Annotated in this window: 14 protein-coding genes; 11 read left to right on the top strand and 3 right to left on the bottom strand. The window is 68.9% G+C overall.

Annotation, left to right across the window (positions count from 1 at the left end; all coding sequences use genetic code 11):
- Positions 1–39 precede the first annotated feature (39 nt).
- Genes ACFHWT_RS08190 through ACFHWT_RS08230 form a run of 9 tightly spaced genes read left to right on the top strand, consistent with a single transcriptional unit; the run spans position 40 to position 10680 of the window.
- Positions 40–1326, top strand: coding sequence for an ABC transporter substrate-binding protein (locus tag ACFHWT_RS08190; RefSeq protein ID WP_416593969.1), 1287 nt, complete (start codon positions 40–42; stop codon positions 1324–1326).
- A 22-nt stretch (positions 1327–1348) separates the two neighbouring features.
- A complete protein-coding gene (locus ACFHWT_RS08195; protein WP_416593970.1) occupies positions 1349–2278 on the top strand; it encodes a carbohydrate ABC transporter permease in 930 nt (309 codons plus the stop codon).
- Entirely contained in the window at positions 2268–3131 is an 864-nt protein-coding gene (locus tag ACFHWT_RS08200) for a carbohydrate ABC transporter permease (protein ID WP_281554214.1), read from the top strand. The genes ACFHWT_RS08195 and ACFHWT_RS08200 overlap by 11 nt, the downstream gene beginning before the upstream one ends.
- A 12-nt stretch (positions 3132–3143) precedes the next feature.
- The gene (locus ACFHWT_RS08205; protein ID WP_416593971.1) at positions 3144–3911 is read left to right on the top strand and encodes an SDR family NAD(P)-dependent oxidoreductase; all 768 of its coding nucleotides are present in this window, start codon (positions 3144–3146) and stop codon (positions 3909–3911) included.
- Positions 3908–5482: a heparinase II/III domain-containing protein gene (locus ACFHWT_RS08210; protein WP_416593972.1), complete on the top strand. Its 1575-nt coding sequence runs from the start codon at positions 3908–3910 to the stop codon at positions 5480–5482. The genes ACFHWT_RS08205 and ACFHWT_RS08210 overlap by 4 nt, the downstream gene beginning before the upstream one ends.
- Complete coding sequence (locus ACFHWT_RS08215) at positions 5482–7533, top strand: hypothetical protein (protein WP_416593973.1); 2052 nt, start codon at positions 5482–5484, stop codon at positions 7531–7533. The genes ACFHWT_RS08210 and ACFHWT_RS08215 overlap by 1 nt, the downstream gene beginning before the upstream one ends.
- A gap of 50 nt (positions 7534–7583) precedes the next feature.
- Positions 7584–8282: a hypothetical protein gene (locus ACFHWT_RS08220; protein ID WP_416593974.1), complete on the top strand. Its 699-nt coding sequence runs from the start codon at positions 7584–7586 to the stop codon at positions 8280–8282.
- Positions 8279–9412: a sugar kinase gene (locus ACFHWT_RS08225; RefSeq protein ID WP_416593975.1), complete on the top strand. Its 1134-nt coding sequence runs from the start codon at positions 8279–8281 to the stop codon at positions 9410–9412. The genes ACFHWT_RS08220 and ACFHWT_RS08225 overlap by 4 nt, the downstream gene beginning before the upstream one ends.
- 44 nt (positions 9413–9456) lie before the next feature.
- Complete coding sequence (locus ACFHWT_RS08230; RefSeq protein WP_416593976.1) at positions 9457–10680, top strand: MFS transporter; 1224 nt, start codon at positions 9457–9459, stop codon at positions 10678–10680.
- 83 nt (positions 10681–10763) lie between these two features.
- On the opposite strand, the gene ACFHWT_RS08235 is transcribed toward ACFHWT_RS08230, so the two are convergent.
- The gene (locus tag ACFHWT_RS08235; protein ID WP_281554221.1) at positions 10764–11135 is read right to left on the bottom strand and encodes a DUF805 domain-containing protein; all 372 of its coding nucleotides are present in this window, start codon (positions 11133–11135) and stop codon (positions 10764–10766) included.
- Between the two features lie 268 nt (positions 11136–11403).
- Between ACFHWT_RS08235 and ACFHWT_RS08240 the strand changes: the two genes are divergently transcribed.
- Positions 11404–11547, top strand: a complete 144-nt coding sequence (locus ACFHWT_RS08240) for a hypothetical protein (protein ID WP_416593977.1) — start codon at positions 11404–11406, stop codon at positions 11545–11547.
- 67 nt (positions 11548–11614) lie between these two features.
- On the opposite strand, the gene ACFHWT_RS08245 is transcribed toward ACFHWT_RS08240, so the two are convergent.
- Positions 11615–12286, bottom strand: a complete 672-nt coding sequence (locus ACFHWT_RS08245; RefSeq protein ID WP_416593978.1) for a hypothetical protein — start codon at positions 12284–12286, stop codon at positions 11615–11617.
- Between the two features lie 77 nt (positions 12287–12363).
- Complete coding sequence (locus ACFHWT_RS08250) at positions 12364–14484, bottom strand: DEAD/DEAH box helicase (RefSeq protein WP_416593979.1); 2121 nt, start codon at positions 14482–14484, stop codon at positions 12364–12366.
- A 392-nt stretch (positions 14485–14876) separates the two neighbouring features.
- On the opposite strand from ACFHWT_RS08250, the gene ACFHWT_RS08255 reads away from it, so the two are divergent.
- Positions 14877–16103: a helix-turn-helix domain-containing protein gene (locus tag ACFHWT_RS08255; protein WP_416593980.1), complete on the top strand. Its 1227-nt coding sequence runs from the start codon at positions 14877–14879 to the stop codon at positions 16101–16103.
- Positions 16104–16247 lie beyond the last annotated feature (144 nt).

Raw genomic sequence — 16247 nt, forward strand, 5'->3', positions numbered from 1 at the left:
CCAGAAGCGGCGGAGCGCGCCGCGGGAGAGAAGGCCAGGATGACCAGAACCCGGGGGAGTCGGACCCGTGCGGTGACGATGGTGCTCGTCGCCGCGCTGCTCGCCACCGCGTGCGGCGGACCGGCGGGCACAACGGAGGGCGACGACCAGACCAGCGGCACGATCCGGCTGTTGACGCCGATCTTTGAGGGCGCCGACGGCAAGACCGTGCTGGAGGAGCAGCTCGACGCGTTCAAGGAGGAGTACCCGGACATCACCGTCGAGGTCGACTACACCTCGTACGGCAAGCTGAACGAGAAGCTCACCACGTCGATCGCAGGCGGTCGGCCGTACGACGTGATGCTCATGGGGGTCGGTTGGATCCCGCCGTTCGCAGCCAAGGGTGCCCTGGCCGAGTTGGACGAGAACCAGCAGGAGCTCGCCGAGCGGTACAACGAGCGGGTCGTCGAGCCCGGCATCTATCAGGGCAAGGTGTACGGCCTGCCGATCATGTTGGACACCCGGTTCGGTCTGTACCGCAAGGACATCTTCGCCGAGGCGGGCATCGCCGCCCCGCCGAGCAACTTCGCCGAGCTGCGGGAGATCGGGCGCCAGCTGACCGTGCGAGACGCAAGCGGCAAGCTCACCCGCGCCGGCGTGGACATCCTCTCCAACGATCTGCGCCAGACGTTCCTCCCGCTGATGTGGGCCAACGGCGGCGAGCTGTGGACCTCGGATGGGCGACCGGCCTTCAACAGCCCGGAGGCGGTCGGGGCGTTGCAACTGATGGCCGACATCATCCTCACCGACAAGAGCGAGGACTTCGGTTTCACCCAGCCCGGTGCCACCGGCCTGCCGCTGGCCCAGGGGCGGGCGGCGATGATGGTGGGGCACAACAACCACCTGCTGGCGATCGAGGAACAGGCACCGGAGCTGATCGAGGAAGACAAGATCGGCTTCTTCATGATCAGTAACGAGCGTCCCGCGATGTTCCAGGGTGGGACGCTGGCAACGGTCTCGGCCAAGTCGCAGCGTCCGGCGGCGGCCAAGGCGCTGGTCAGCTTCCTCACCGACGAACAGGCGTCGCTCGCCGCGAACGAGCAGCGGGGTAACGTGCCGGCCCTCAACAGCCTGTCCGACTCCGATTACGTGCAGAGCAACCCGGCCGCGCAGTTCGCCATGGCGAACCTCGACGCCGCCTACTCCGAAGGCGGTGTGCCGGCCTGGTTGGAGATCCGGGGCGACTTCAAAGCGGCCATCGAGTCCGTCCTGCTGGGCCAGAAGGACCCGCAGCAGGCACTCGACGAGCTGGTGGCCAAGGCCCAGGCAGCGATCGCCAAGGGCTGACATGACCAGCACCCTCGAGACCGTGAGCGTGGCGTCCGCGAGTCGGGCGCCACGCCCGCCCCGCCGTCGCCGAAGGCTGGGTGCCGAACGTCGTCGCGCGGCGTACCTGATGCTGGCCCCGTCGGTCATCCACCTGATCTGGTGGATCGGCCTACCCGTGGTGGCCACGTTCGGCCTGGCCTTCACCGACTACGACATCATCGCCGGCACCGTCGAGTGGGCCGGCCTGGACAACTTCCGTCAGATCTTCGCCGACGACATCTGGAACCTGTCGATCTGGCACACCGTCGTCTTCACCTTCTTCACCGTTCCGGTGGCGATGGCGATCGCGGTGGTCATCGCGGTGCTGCTCAACCAGCGGATCAAGGCGCTGGCCTGGTACCGCGCGGCGTTCTTCATGCCGCACATCACCGCCACCGTCGCGATCGCACTGGTCTGGATGTGGATGTTCGAGCCCAACCTGGGACTGTTCAATCTTCTGCTGGGCTGGATCGGGGTCAACGGGCCGGCCTGGCTGTCGGACCCCGACTGGGCGATGCCGGCGGTCATCCTCGTCAGCATCTGGAAAGGCATCGGCCTGAAGATGCTCATCTACCTGGCAGCGCTGCAGAACATTCCGCACGACCTGTACGAGGCGGCGAATATCGACGGTGCCTCCGGCCCCCGCAAGTTCTTCGCGATCACCCTGCCGTTGCTGAAACCCGCCACGTTCTTCGTCTTCATCGTCTCCATGATCGACGCGTTCCAGGTCTTCGACCAGGTGTACGTCCTGACCCCAGACGGCGGCCCGGCGAACTCGACGACCGTCATGACGTACGAGATCTACCGGACGGCGTTCGGCGAGTTCGACATCTCGGCGGCCTGTGCGCAGAGCGTGGTGCTCTTCGCCTTCCTGCTCGTCCTGACGGTGATCGGGCGCCGACTGACCGGGAAGGACGGCGATGAAGCGTAAGTTCGACGCCCGCTGGGTGCTGCACCTGCTGCTTGGCCTCGGCGGACTCATCATGGTCGTTCCGTTCGTCTGGATGATCCTGACGTCGCTCAAGAGCCGCGCCGACATCGCCGCCTACCCGCCACAACTGCTGCCGACCGAATGGGTGTGGAGCAACTACCAGGCAGCACTGGACTACGCCCCGTTCGGGACGTACTTCCGCAACAGCCTGCTGATCGCCATCGGGCACACGGTGATCAACCTGATGCTGGCGACGATGGCTGGCTACGCGCTGGCCCGGGTTTCGTTCCGGGGTCGGACCGTGCTGTTCATGGCCATCCTCGCGATGATGATGATCCCGACCTACACGAAGATCGTCCCGCAGTATCTGATCGCCAAGGGGATGCCGTTCTTCGGTGGCAACGACCACCTCGGCCGGGGCGGCTACGGCTGGCTCGACTCGTGGTGGGTCCTGATCGTTCCGGGCGCGCTCACCCCGTTCGCGATCTTTCTGTTCCGGCAGTTCTACCTCTCTCTGCCCCGTGAGCTGGAGGAGGCCGCCCGAATAGATGGTATGGGGGAGTTCGGGATCTTCGCCCGGGTGATGACCCCGTTGGTGAAACCAGCCGTCGCGACGGTCGCCCTGGTCACCTTCGAGAACAGCTGGAACAACTTCCTCTGGCCGCTGCTGGTCACCACCCGCGACGACCTGCGGGTGATCCAGGTCGGTCTGGCGGCCTTCCAACAGGCCGAGCGGACCGAATGGTCCTACCTGATGGCCGGATCGACGCTGGCCACCGTACCGATGATCGTGCTGTTCCTGTTCGCCCAGCGGTACTTCGTGCAGGGCTTCGCCACCGCCGGAATCAAGTAAAGGGGTATCTCGATGAATATCGATCTAGCTGGGCGTCGGGCCCTGGTCACGGGTGCCGGCCACGGTATCGGAGCCGCTATCGCCGTAGCACTCGCCCGGGCCGGGGCGGACGTGGCCGTCCACCACGGACACTCCGCCGGTCCGGCCGCCGAAGTGGCCTCGGCCATCGAGACGCTGGGTCGCAAGACCGTCGTCCGGCAGGCCGACCTCACCCGGACCAGCGAGGTGGCCGATCTTGTCGGGGAGGCCACCAGCTTTCTCGGCGGACTGGAGATCCTGGTCTGCAACGCGGGTGGAATGGTCGGCCGCAGCCCGGTGGCGGAGATGACCGACGAGCACTACGCCCAGGTCGTTGATCTCAACCTGGGCGCCACCTTCCGAACGGTGCGGGCCGCGATCCCGCACCTGCGGGCCGCCGGTACGGCGGGGCGGGTGATCACCATGTCGTCGTTGGCTGCGCAGAACGGTGGCGGTGCCGGATCAGCGGTCTACGCGGCGGCGAAGGCGGGGGTGCGGGGCCTGACCAAGGGGCTCGCCAAGGAGTTGGCGACGACCGGGACCACGGTGAACGCCGTCGCCCCGGGATTCATCGGCGGCACCGCCTTCCACGAGACGTTCACCCCGGCACAGACTCAGGAAACGATCATCGCGGGGGTGCCGCTCGGTCGTGGCGGCCGGTCCGAGGACGTCGCCGGCGCAGTCGTGTGGCTCGCCTCCGAGGCGGCCTCCTACGTCACCGGGGCGACGATCGACATCGACGGTGGAGCCTGGTTCCGGTGACCGTGCCGACGCCGACCCTGCGTCCGCCGGTACTCCCGCCCGAGCGGGGCGGTTGGTGGCACGCGTACGTCTGCCCCGCGCACGGCGTGGAACTCGATCACGACCGGCTGCTCGACGGCGAGTTTCCGGACACCGGCGCGCGGTGCCGCCACGGCTGCCGGATCGACGATCCGTCGGTGCGGGGCGGTTGGACCGTCCTGGCGCATCAGGCGAGTGCCCGGCGCATCCGGTTGCTCGCCCGGTCACCCCGGGACGACGACCGCCGCACGGCTGTCGACCTGCTGACCGCGTACGCCCGCCAGTACGCGGCACTCGGCGCGGCACCGCACGACGGAGCCGCCGGCTGGATGCTGCGTGGTCGGCTGTTCCATCAGGCGCTGACCGAGGCGATCTGGGCGGTGACCATCGGCCAGGCCGCCGCAGCGCTGCGGGCGGGCGGTGAACCACTGCCCATGGAGGTGAACGAGTTGCTCCAAGCCCTCGTCGAGGCGGCCGGGCAGGCCCGCCAGGCGCTGGTCGACGCCGGTAAGTTCGAGTCCAACTACACCGCGTGGCTGATTGCCGCCGGCGCGGTCTGCTCGGGCCGCCCCGACTGGCTGACCGGTCGGCACGGGCTGTGTGACCACGTCTCGACGGCGATTCGTCCGGACGGGTGGGAGTGGGAGGCAGCCACCTACTACCACGGCTTCGTCCTGCGGGCGTACCTGTTGACGCTGCAGTCACTGCCGCAGACTCCGGTGCCACCGCAGACGCAGAGCCGACTCGCCGCCATGGCCACGGTGCTCGAGACCCTGACCACCGACGGAGGTCTGCTACCAGCCCTGCACGACGGCCCGTACGACCGGCCACCGGCCCGGTACGAGCTGGACGAACTCCGGGAACTGCTGCCCCTGCTGGGCCGTGGGCCGACGGAGCCGCAGCCGGTGACGATCTTTCCCGACGGGGGCTATGTGGTGCTGCGTGGATCGGGGCTGCACGCTGTCGCCGACTTCGGCCCGCACGGTGGCCCGCACGGGCACCGCGACAAGCTGGCCCTGTACCTGTACGGTGCCGACACTCCCTGGCAGCCCGACCCGGGTCAGGTGCCGTACGGCCACCGTGGCTGGCGGCACCACTACGCCTCGACCGCCGCCCATCCCACCTTCGCAGTCGACGGGCTCGAGCAGGCGGAGTGCACCGGGCATCTGATCGGGTACGACAGCAACTCGGTCGCCATCGGCTGTGACACCGCGTATCCCGGGGTGACCGCCCGGCGCCACCTGACCCTGCGCGGCGGTGTGCTGGTCGACGAGCTGCGGGTGGAGACCGACCGGCCCCGCCGGATCAGCGCGCAGCTCAGACCGGATGTCGACCTGGCGGTTCGGGCTACCGCCGACCGCACCCTGGAAACGGTCTGGCCCGGCCGGCAGACCCTGCACGGCCGGCACACCGTCTCGGTCGACGCCGACGTCGTCTGCCGTCCCGGACCCGGACCGGCGGACGACCCGCAGCGTGTCCGCCGCTGGGTCGACTGGACCGCGAACGACGCGACCACAGTGACGTTCCGATCGATCTACCGGATGGAGAGCTGATGCAACCCCTGCTCATCGGTGACCGCCTCGGGCAACTGCGCGCGGCGCTCACCACCACCCACGCCGCCCAGTGGCGGCGGCTGTACGAGCAATGCGCCTGGTACCGCGGACAGAGTCTGCCCGCCGAGCATCCGACCGCGAGCATCACCTACCTCGGCCCGGCCGCGATGAACCTGGCCCTCGCCTACCGCCTCACCGGCCAGCCCGGCTACCTGCTCGAAGCCCGCCGCTGGATCGGTACCGCAGTGTCCTACCCGCACTGGGGCAAGGCGAAGATGCCCGACCACGACCTCGACGCGGGTTGGCTGCTGCACGGGCTGTCCCTGGCGTACTCCTGGTTGCGCGACGACCTGCCCGACGACGAGGCGGCGGCGCTGCGGGCGAAGCTCGCCCTGCAGGGTGAGCGCCTGTACGCCTTCGCCGTCGAGACCGAAGGCTCCTGGTGGTCGTCGAGCTACTGGCAGAACCACAACTGGATCTGCTACGCCGGCCTGGCCGCCGCCGGATACGTCCTCGACGAACCACGGTGGAGCGACCGGGCACGGGAGAACCTCGCGACGGTGCTGGACCTGATGCCGGGCGACGGATCGGACTCCGAGGGTGTCGTCTACTGGCGGTACGGCGTACCCTGGCTGGCCATCCACCTCGACCTGCTGCAACACGCCGAAGGCATCGACTGGTGGCGGCGCGGCGACTTCCTGAGTCGCACCTTCGAATGGCGGCTGCACCAGTGCGCCCCCGGCTTCGAGGAGAACATCGACCACGGGGACTGCCACGACCGCCGGTCCGGGCACAGCGTCGCGCTCTACTACAAGCTCGCCGCCGCGTACCGCGACGGCCGCGCCCGCTGGCTCGCCGACCACGTCGCCGATCGGCACTTCTGGCGGGAGGCGTACGCCTCCGGCGTCAGACCGGGCGTGATGCCGGAGGCCGGCTACGAACTGCTCTGGTACGACCCGCAAATGCCGGCCGTGGATCCCGCCGACACGGTGCCGACCTCCGCTCATTTTCCCGACCTCGGACAGGTGACCGCCCGTACCAGCTGGCAGTCGGGCGCGGCCTTCGTCAGCTTCAAAGCGGCCCCCGGCGGGGGACACACCGCATGGGACACCGCCGAGCGGTTCCGCCGGGACAAGGGCTGGCAGACCCTCAACGCCGGTCACCACCACCCCGACGCCGGGGCGTTCGTGTTCGGCGCGCACGGCGAGTTCCTCGCCGTCGACGACGGGTACTGCAACCGTAAGCGGGCCGCCTACCACAACCTCGTCCTGGTCGACGGGCAGGGTTGGGCCGGCGAGGACCGCTACCAGGTCTACCAGGACCTGCCCCACGAGCGCCAGGCCCGCCTGCGGGACGTGCTCACCGGCGACGGGCTGGTGCACGCGACGGCCGAGTCTGCCGCGATGTTCGATCCGGCGCTCGGCGTCCGGCGCGTCGACCGGACACTTGTCTTCACCCCGGCCGGCCGGCTGGTCGTGCTCGACCTCCTCGCCGCCGACCAGCCACGCGAGTGGACCTTTCTGCTGCATTCGGACTGGCCGGCCGAGCTCGTCGGCGGCGACATCGTGCTCCGGTCCGGACCGGCGCAGGCGTACGTCCGCCAGATCGTCCCGGACGCCGCCACCGTCAGTCAGGCGACGACGGAGATCGAGGCCAACCCCACCGGCAGTACGCCGAGTCTGCGGATCGTCCGCACCCTGCACACCGTTCGGGTCCAGGTGGCGCCGGTCGTCCGTACCCGGATCCTCACCAGCGTCGAACCGACCTGCGCGCTGGCCCCGAGCGCGGCCGTCGCCGAGCCGGTGGACTGTGCCGAAGGAGTCGGGGTGCGGTTCGGGACCGACGGCGAGACGGTGCTGCTGGCGCCGGCCGACCGTCGGATCGACGGCGCCGACGTGCGGGCCGCCGCCGCCGCGGTGATCCTGCTGCCTGGCTCCGCCGACCGCCCGGCACAGGTGGGGGTGGTCGCGGCGACCCACGTGGACGTCGCTGGTCGCGATCTGGTACGCAGCGACGAACCGGTGACCGGGGTGCTGCCGTGGCCGGCCTGAGCGCTGCGCCGTCCGCCACCGGACGGGGGACGGCCCGGCGTCGAAGCGAGGTGGCGGCCGCCCAAGGCGGCTGGGCGGCCACCACGTTGCGGGTGCTGGAGTTCGTCGCCTACCCGGCGCTGGCGGGCTGCGCCCTGCTCCTGTTGAGTCTGGGCGTCGTCACCTGGCTTGCGGCGCTGGCCGCCACGGCACACGCGCTGCAGCAGTGGCGTACGGATGGACGGGCCCGGCCGTTCGTCGGTGCGCTGGCCATGTTCGGGCACTACTGGCGGCGGCTGTGGCGGCACTCGATCCTGTCCACGGTCGCCGCTGCGCTGTTGGCGGCCAACATCGTCTTCCTGGCCACCCGTCCAGGTGCCTACGCCGCAGCCCTGCTGGCCCTGCAGATCGGGCTGATCCTGGCACTGGTGCCGTACCACCTGGCACTGGCCGTCACCGCCGCCGGCGACCCCGACGGGGAAACCGGACGCTGGGGACGTGCCGCGCTGCTGTTCGCCTTCGCCGCTCCCCGACGTGGGTTGGCCCTGCTCGCGGCTGCTGTCGCGGTGCCGCTCGTCACCGCGCCGCTCGCCTTCGGGCCGTTGCTGCTCGGTGCCACTCTGCCGCTGCTACTCGGCCTGCGGCTCGCGGACAGCACACGACGACGAGGCACCGTCACGGCGTGGGTCGGTCCGACCGGCGACCGGTCCGATGCGGCTGCCGCGAGGGCGACGGAGCGTAACGGCAGGTCCAGGGAGCGGGCTCGATGACCCTGACGATCCGTCCCGCCGCCGAGTGTCAGTTCGATCTGGTCTCTCTCGGTGAGGTGATGCTTCGTCTCGATCCCGGTGCGGGCCGGGTCCGGACCGCACGCACCTTCGCCGTCTCGGAGGGCGGTGGCGAGTACAACGTCGCACGTGGGCTACGCCGGGCCTTCGGCCTGCGGACCGCCGTCGTCACTGCCTTGGCCGACAACGAGATCGGCCGGCTCGTCGAGGACCTGGTACGTCAAGGGGGAGTGGACACCTCGTTGATCCGGTGGGTGCCCTACGACGGAGTCGGCCGTACCGTCCGTAACGGGCTCAACTTCACCGAACGTGGCGAGGGGGTGCGCGCCGCGGTTGGCACCTCGGACCGCGGCCACACCGCGGTCAGTCAACTCGGCTCCGACCAGATCGACTGGGACCACCTGTTCGGCACCCTCGGGGTCCGCTGGCTGCACACCGGTGGCATATACGCGGGCCTGTCCGATGCCGCCGCTGAGACCGCATCCACCGCCACCGCCGCCGCCCGCCGGCACGGCACAGTCGTCTCGTACGACCTGAACTACCGGTCGAGCCTGTGGCGCGACATCGGCGGCCAGGACCGGGCCCGACTCGTCAACCAGCGCATCGCCCGGACGGTCGACGTGCTGATCGGCAACGACGAGCACTTCCGTACCGTTCTCGGCGCCGGCCGATCGGACTCCGGCGTGGACCATTGCGAGGGCCGGTGGGAGGTGCCCGGCGACCGGGTCCGTCCGGACCTGGGCGATACTCAGACGTCGCTGGAGCAGGTAGCCCGGAGCTACCCCAATCTGTCGATCGTGGCGGCGACGTTGCGCACCGTGCGGTCCGCCTCGGTCAACGACTGGGGGGCCGTCGCCTGGTCCGCTGACGCCGGCCCCGTCGCAGCCCGGTACCGACCGGGTCTGGAGCTTCTGGACCGGGTCGGCGGCGGCGACGGCTTCGCCGCTGGCCTTGTCTACGGCCTGCTGCGGCTCGGCGACCTGCGGCTCGGTGTCGAGCTCGGTGCGGCGTACGGCGCGTTGGCGATGACCACGCCGGGGGACGCATCGATGGCCGCTCTGGCGGAGGTCGAGGCATTGGCCGCCGGATCCAACGCCCGGGCACTCCGCTGAGTACCACCCGTCGTACGAGTGTCGTCCCAGGGCGAGGGCAGCCGGTGTCCTCCTCGGGGGACGCGCCGGCCGGCCGCCAGCGCATGCGGTGGTCGTCCGGCCTGCGGATCATGGTCGCCGACACGTTCCTCATGGGGCTCGGCTTCTACGCCCTGGTCCCGCTGCTGGCGTACCACCTCCTGAACGACCTGGGGCTCAGCATCGCGCTCACCGGGTTGCTCGCCGGGGTACGGTCGGCCAGTCAGCAGGGCATGATGCTCTGGTCGGGGATGCTGGCCGACCGGTTCGGTCACCGTCGGGCGATCTGCGTGGGCGTGCTGCTGCGTGCCGCCGGCTTCGCCGCGTTCGGTGTCGTGGACGCCGTACCGGGACTTGCGGTCGCCTCGGTCCTGGCCGGCCTGGGCGGATCCCTCTTTCACCCGGCCAGCTACGCCCTGTACGCCGAGCTGACACCGGCGCCGTTGCGTACCCGTGCCTACGCCGTGCGGGAGATGGCCAGTAACGCGTCCTTCGTCCTCGGGCCCGCACTCGGTGGCCTCCTCGCGGCCACCAACTTCCCGGCACTGTGCATCGTCGCGTCCAGCCTGTTCCTGCTCGCCGGTGCGATCACCTGGATCGGACTGCGACCCGACCCGCCTACCGCCGAAACGTCGGTACGGATGTCCTCCCTGCACCGGTTGCGGACCGTTGCCCGAGATCGCGGGTTTCGACGGTTCGTTGTGGTCAGTGCTTTCGCATGGGCGCTGTTCAGTCAGCTCTACCTCGCCGTGCCGGTGCGGGTCGGGCAGGTTCTGCCGGGAGCGACGTCGCTGGGCCTGGTCTACACCGTCGCGGCGGTCGTCATGGTCGTGGCGACCGTCCCGTCGACCCGCCTTGCCGAGCGGTATCTGACGACCGGCCGGACGCTCGCCGTGGCCACGGTCATGCTCTCCGTCGGTCTGTTGCTGCTGGGTGTGCTGCCGGGACCGGCCGGAGTGGTCACCGGTGTCGTCGTCTTCACGCTCGGGCAGGTCCTGCTGCTACCGACGGTCAACGGCACCGTTTCGCGGCTGGCCCCGCCGGGCGCGGTCGCGTCCTACTTCGGTGCGAACGGACTGGTGCTCTCCCTCGGTGGACTGATCGGCAACCTGGGCGGCGGGTGGCTGCTCGACCTCGGCGACGACACCGGGAATTGGCTACCGTGGACGGTGTTCGCCGGCTGGGGCGCGGCGGCTGCGGTCGCTTACCTGTTGGTGCTCCGACCGTCAACACCAGTCAGGAGCGACTGAGCGTCGATGCGGCGGCCCACCTGGCCGGCCGCACCGACGCTCCTGCACCCCGACGATCCGGACCGGGTGCAGCCGTACGCCGACTAGTACTTCGGGCTGGGACCGAAGCGGTTCGGGCCGGGGGTGCCGTCCTGCACGGTGAAGATCAGCATCACGAGGGGGCCGATCAGCGGGATCGGCGAGATCAGCACCCACCAGCCGGATCGTTCGGTGTCGTGCAGGCGGCGGACGGCGACCGCCAGCGAGGGCAGTGCGAGCGCCAGGAGGGCAACCACATAGAGAATGCCGAGGTTGCCTCCGTCCAAACCGGTCCCCAGCAGGAGGTCGAGGATCGACCCCACGATGGCGACGGCGGTCGAGAACAGGACGAACCACCAGTACTCGGCGCGGCGAGCCCGGCCGCTGAACCCTACGTACCGGGTCAGGGCCGAACGGACAGCTTCGGTGAACGACATGACGTTACTCCAGCATTGTGGACATATGAGCAGCGGTGCGGCATCAGGGTACGCGAGTGTCCGTCGTGCCCTGGCGTCTGATCCGTCAGACCCTGTCCGGGATAATCTCCCCCCCCCAGATCGAGCCGTCGGCCCCGTCGGTCGCAGCGTCGATCTCGAAGGTGATCACCTGGATGCTGGGAACACCGCCTCGCCGTCTGCTGCTGCGTATAGCTTGTCCACCTTCTCCGTACTCCGCTGAACCAAACGTTCTTGCGCGGCGGGCCGGTTGCTGGTCGACACCGCCCGGGTCGCGTCCGCCGAGGTCCGGCTACGCCCGTCCGCCCGTACAGTGGTCGCCGAGGTCGCCGAGGTCGCCCGGTGCGCACCGCCGGCTGCCGGGATGGCCGCGACGCTCAGGCTGACCCGGTGATGTGACACTGCATCCACCGGGTGATGCGTACTGTGGCCGGCAGGGGAGACGCGGTTGAGTCACAAGCTCAGATCGGCTTGGGAAACCATGGATCGTTTTCGTCGAGGTAGCCGATGTACTCGTACTGCAGGCCGTTGGCGCTACTCACAGGCGCGAACATCTCGCGCCACTCGTTGATGTAGAATCGGCCACCGTTCCAGCCCTTGACAGCGCGGACGCGGTCGGCGACGGGGCGCGCACGGTCCTTGCCGACATGTTCGCTCAGGAACACCTTCCGTTCCACGTTCGGGCGGGGTTGCGCGGTGTAGTAGATGTCCAGATCCCCGGCCTTGAGAACGTATGGAATTCCTGGGTGGGGTCCGGTCCACGGATCGCGCGGCTTTAGTGACTCATTCGCCACCCCGCTTAGGAGTGTACCCTCGAACTCGAACTCCAAGGCAAGGTCGTAGTCGCCCGCCAGGTAGTAGGTGGCGTTCGGGCCGACCGGTACGATGACCTGACTGTATTCATTGATGTAGAAGGGTCCATTTGGGGCGGCGCCTATGTTGGCCTTAATGGCGTTGACCATCTTTACGAGGTCCGGGTGGTCTTCGGTGGTTGCCAGCCACCGCTCCTGGTTGGAACTGTGGTAGGTCAGGGCGACCACCGGTCCGCGTGCTCCGGTCCGGATTGCGTACTTGGCGTCTTTGGAGACGTTCTTCGGGCAATTGCCGTGGAACGGTGCGAATACGATGCTCATGGTGGGGCGTCCTCCTCGGGTACGGCTAAGGGGGTGATGCGGGGGCGGCGCGGCGGAACTTCGTACGGGCTGAGCTGCTACGCGGGAAAGGTGAGGTCCCCCGGCAACTCGGTGATGAATCTGGGCTGACCGCCCTCGAACCAGAAGGCGTGCCGTAGTTCGTTGACGAGGACCCGGGTAACGGACTCACCTGCCCTGGACAGTCGCCGGATCTGGGCGGTCAGGTGCTCGGCGGCGGGTCCGTTAGCGAACAGCTCGCCACGGGAGACGCGTTTGGCGATGACGCCGCCGCCGCGTTGCCGGAACCGGAACTCGACCGCCGGCTCGACCGGTCCCGGGTAGACATCCCCTGGTTTCAGCAGGGAGGCGTCCACCTCGGCGTCGTGCTGTAACGGCGTGCGCGGACGGAATGGCGAGGCGAGGATGCCACCGTAAAGGGTGACCCAGTCGCCGTCATCTCGGGCCAGGACCAGGATCGCGCGGGCGTTGCGCGTTACCCGAAACCGGCCCGGATGGCCCTTGAGTCGGGACACGGCGGCGGGCACACCCTGCGGATTGATCACGATCCGCCCGTCGGTGTCGCTCACGTTGCCGGCCGAGTCCGACGAATATTCGTCACCTTCGTAACGTCCGGGATAGACGTCTCCGATGTTGAGCTGACCGAAGTCGATCTCGGTGTCGTCGGGCAATGGCGAGCGCGGGGGACCGGGCAGTTCGACCGGCGAAGTTGGGAAGTCCCACCTGAAGTAGCGATTACGCTCGACCCCGATGAGCTTGCCCCAGTCCTCTCGCTCGTAGATGGTTTCGTCGACCGAATCGCGCACGAACAGGACGCAGACCCGCGACGCCTTCTCGGAGCCGCTGTCGTCGCGGTGTCGTCGCAGCACTCGGCCGATGCTCTGGATTCGCTGGCGAGGTGAACTGGACGAGGCGACGATGATCCCCAGGTCGGCTTCGGGGACGTTGAAGCCCTCGATCAGCGATCGGGCGGAAACGATGACTTTGGCATCGCCTCGCCGGAACAGCTCCAGACTCCGATCGCGCAGTTCGGGTGCAAGTTCGCTGTTCTCCATGACGACCGGTACGCCGGCAGATTCCAGACGGTCAAACAGGGCGGCGACCTCGTCAATGCTCTCGTGGAACAGGACGATCCGAGTGTCTGGCCGCTCCGCCAACGCATTGACCACGAGAGCCTGGGCCACGTCGAGCCGGCTGCCCGTCCGGTAGATGAGCTGCTTGCGGCGGCGGGTTTCGGCGACAAACCGCGCCGCGACCTCTGCGATGCTCCCAGACCGCTTCTGGGAGGCCCGCCGGGCCCACGACAGCAAGCTCTGCCGTTGTGCGGGCGGTGCCGCGACAGACAGCTCACGGCGCGCTTCGTTGATGGAGCGAGTCAGCGCCTGGTACTGGTGGGCCTCGTCCGGGTTCAGCGACAGGCCGAAGTGATGTACCTCGAACGGCGGCAGCACACCGGACTCGATTGCCTGCGCAAATGTCATCTCGTAAACCACGCGGCCGATCTCCCGGTCAGCTGCCGCGTTGTCATCTGCTTCCGGCAGGTCCTGGTCATCGTCGCGTTCGGGCGTGGCGGACAAGCCGAGGCTATGGCGTCGTGGAGTCTCCAGAACCGCCGACATCTCCCGGGCTCGGAGCCGGTGACACTCGTCGGCGATGAACAGCAACCGGTCGCCGACTCCGGACTTGCGCACCATGTCCGGCAACGTCTTGCGTGCCGACGCCAGGACTGCTACCAGCACCCGTCGCTGACCGTCAAACTCGTCGGAGTAGCCGCCGCCCAGCCGGCCGATCGCCGCCGTTGGCAGGTTCGAGCGCTGTGCGAGCACGTCGTACCACTGCTGCATCAGGACGATCGTCGGGACGATGACGACGAGTCGAAGGTCCGGTTCCTCTCGCTGGAGTTTTTCCGCTATGGCGAGCGCGAGGATGGTCTTCCCAGCCCCGGTGACAACCTTGACCGTTCCCCGCCGGCCTGCGGTGAACCAAGCATCTACGGCCTCGAGCTGCCAGGGCGCGAGCGTGATCTGCTGGGTCAGATTCCAGTGGTGGGGCAGGTCGGCCACTGGCACAGTGGGCTCTGCCGTCACGTCGGGTTCGGCAACCGGCAGGCGGGCCGTCCAGAAGTCCCGCAGCCGCAGTTGATGCAGCGTGAGCCGCTCCGTGGCGGTGAGTTCACGCATGCAGAACGCCTTGCATCGATAGGGATTGGTTTGTCATGTCGATCTGGTTACTCCCCACAACTGGTCCTCTTCGGGTAGCACCGATAGCGCTTCGGCTGCGACCCGCTGCGCCTCGATGACCGAGCCGTGAAGCCTCGCCATTTCGGACTCCACCCGGTGACCGACGGAGATGATCCAATCACCCCATGCCGGCTCCCCCACGACGGAGCACCGCAGGATCTGGAGAATATCCCACAAGGACGATGAGTCCAGGGCCTGAGAGGGCCAAGCCGCAGCCATCCACAGGTTCCGGTACCGGACAGGTAAGCGAGTACCGTCGTATCTGGCGGCATGCCTGGCTCTGCGCACGGCATGCTGCTGCCCGGTAACCGTTGCAGCGGGGAGGATTCTCCATGGCCACCATCGGCGACAACATCGCGCAAGTCAGACGCCGGCAGTCGATCACTCAGGAGCAGATCGCGGCGGCCGCCGGGGTCAGCACGGAGACGATCCGCAAGCTGGAGACGAATCAGCGCACGACGCCCCGGATCGCGACACTGCATGCGATCGCGCGGGCGTTGGGCGTACCGACGACGACCTTGCTCGGGGATGTGAGCACGGGTGCGGCGCGCCGGGAGCCCGGTCATCGTCCGTTGGCGTTGCTCGATCTGCGTCGGGTGTTGATCCCGGCGCGAGGGCCGGCCGGGTACGTTGCTGACGAGGTGCCGGCGTTGCCGGCGGCGGGCGTGCCGGGTCGGCTGGCCGAGGCGGACCGTGCCTACCACCTGGGCGACTACGCCGCCGCGTTGGCCGTGCTGCCGCCGCTGATCGCCGGAGCCCGACACGCCGCCGAGCACGCCGACGACGCCAACAGGCCGGCCGCCTACCGGACCTTGGCCCGCGCCTACGAGGTGGCCGGCAGCCTGTTGATCCAGGTACGGGCGGTCGACCTCGCCTACCAGGCGGTGACTTCGGCGTTGGACGCTGCCGCGTCCGCCGGGGACGAGCTGCTCAGCGCGGTGACGGTCAAGCGCATGACCTGGCTATTGCTACGCCAGGGCCGGCTGACCGACGCGGAGCGGCTGGCGATCGCCACCGCTGACAGCGTCGAGCCCCGGATCTCCCGGGCCACTCCGGATGAGCTGGCGGTGTGGGGCTGGCTGATGGTGAGTGCAGCCGCCGCTTCCGCCCGGGACAACCGGCCGGACGACGCGGCCGCCCAGCTCGACGTGGCGGCGGCCGCGACGGCCCGGCTGGGCACCCGACCAGTCAGTCCCGACCATCTGCTCGTCGTCGGTGGGATGCGGTCGAGCAGGGTCGACATGACGCGGGTCGAGGCGGCGGTAGTCGCTGGCGAGCCGCGTCGCGCGCTCGATCTGGCGGCCAACGTCCGCCGGGGCGGTGCGCCGATCACCTCCTGGCGGCGGCACCGGCTCGACGTCGCCCGCGCGCACGCCGAGCTGCGGGATTGGTCGGAGGCGACAGCGGTGCTCAGTGAGCTGGCCGCTGACGCTCCAGTGTGGCTGCGGCATCAACGCTACGCCCGCGACACCGTCCGCATGATCACAACCAGTCGGCGGCGGGCGATGGGCCAGGAGCTGGCGAAGCTCGCCGCACTGATGGACGGCCAGGCGGCCTGACCTGCACAACCAGCACCGGAAGTACCGGTTTCGGGGTCTGCCGCACAACGGGCACCACCCTTGCATTCACTCTCGGTGATCAACTCGGCATCCTTCTACGTAGGACGGCGGTGCCGGGTCCCGCACCATCACACACGCGGTACA

Source organism: Micromonospora sp. LOL_021 (genome assembly GCF_048060215.1).
GTDB lineage: Bacteria > Actinomycetota > Actinomycetes > Mycobacteriales > Micromonosporaceae > Micromonospora_E.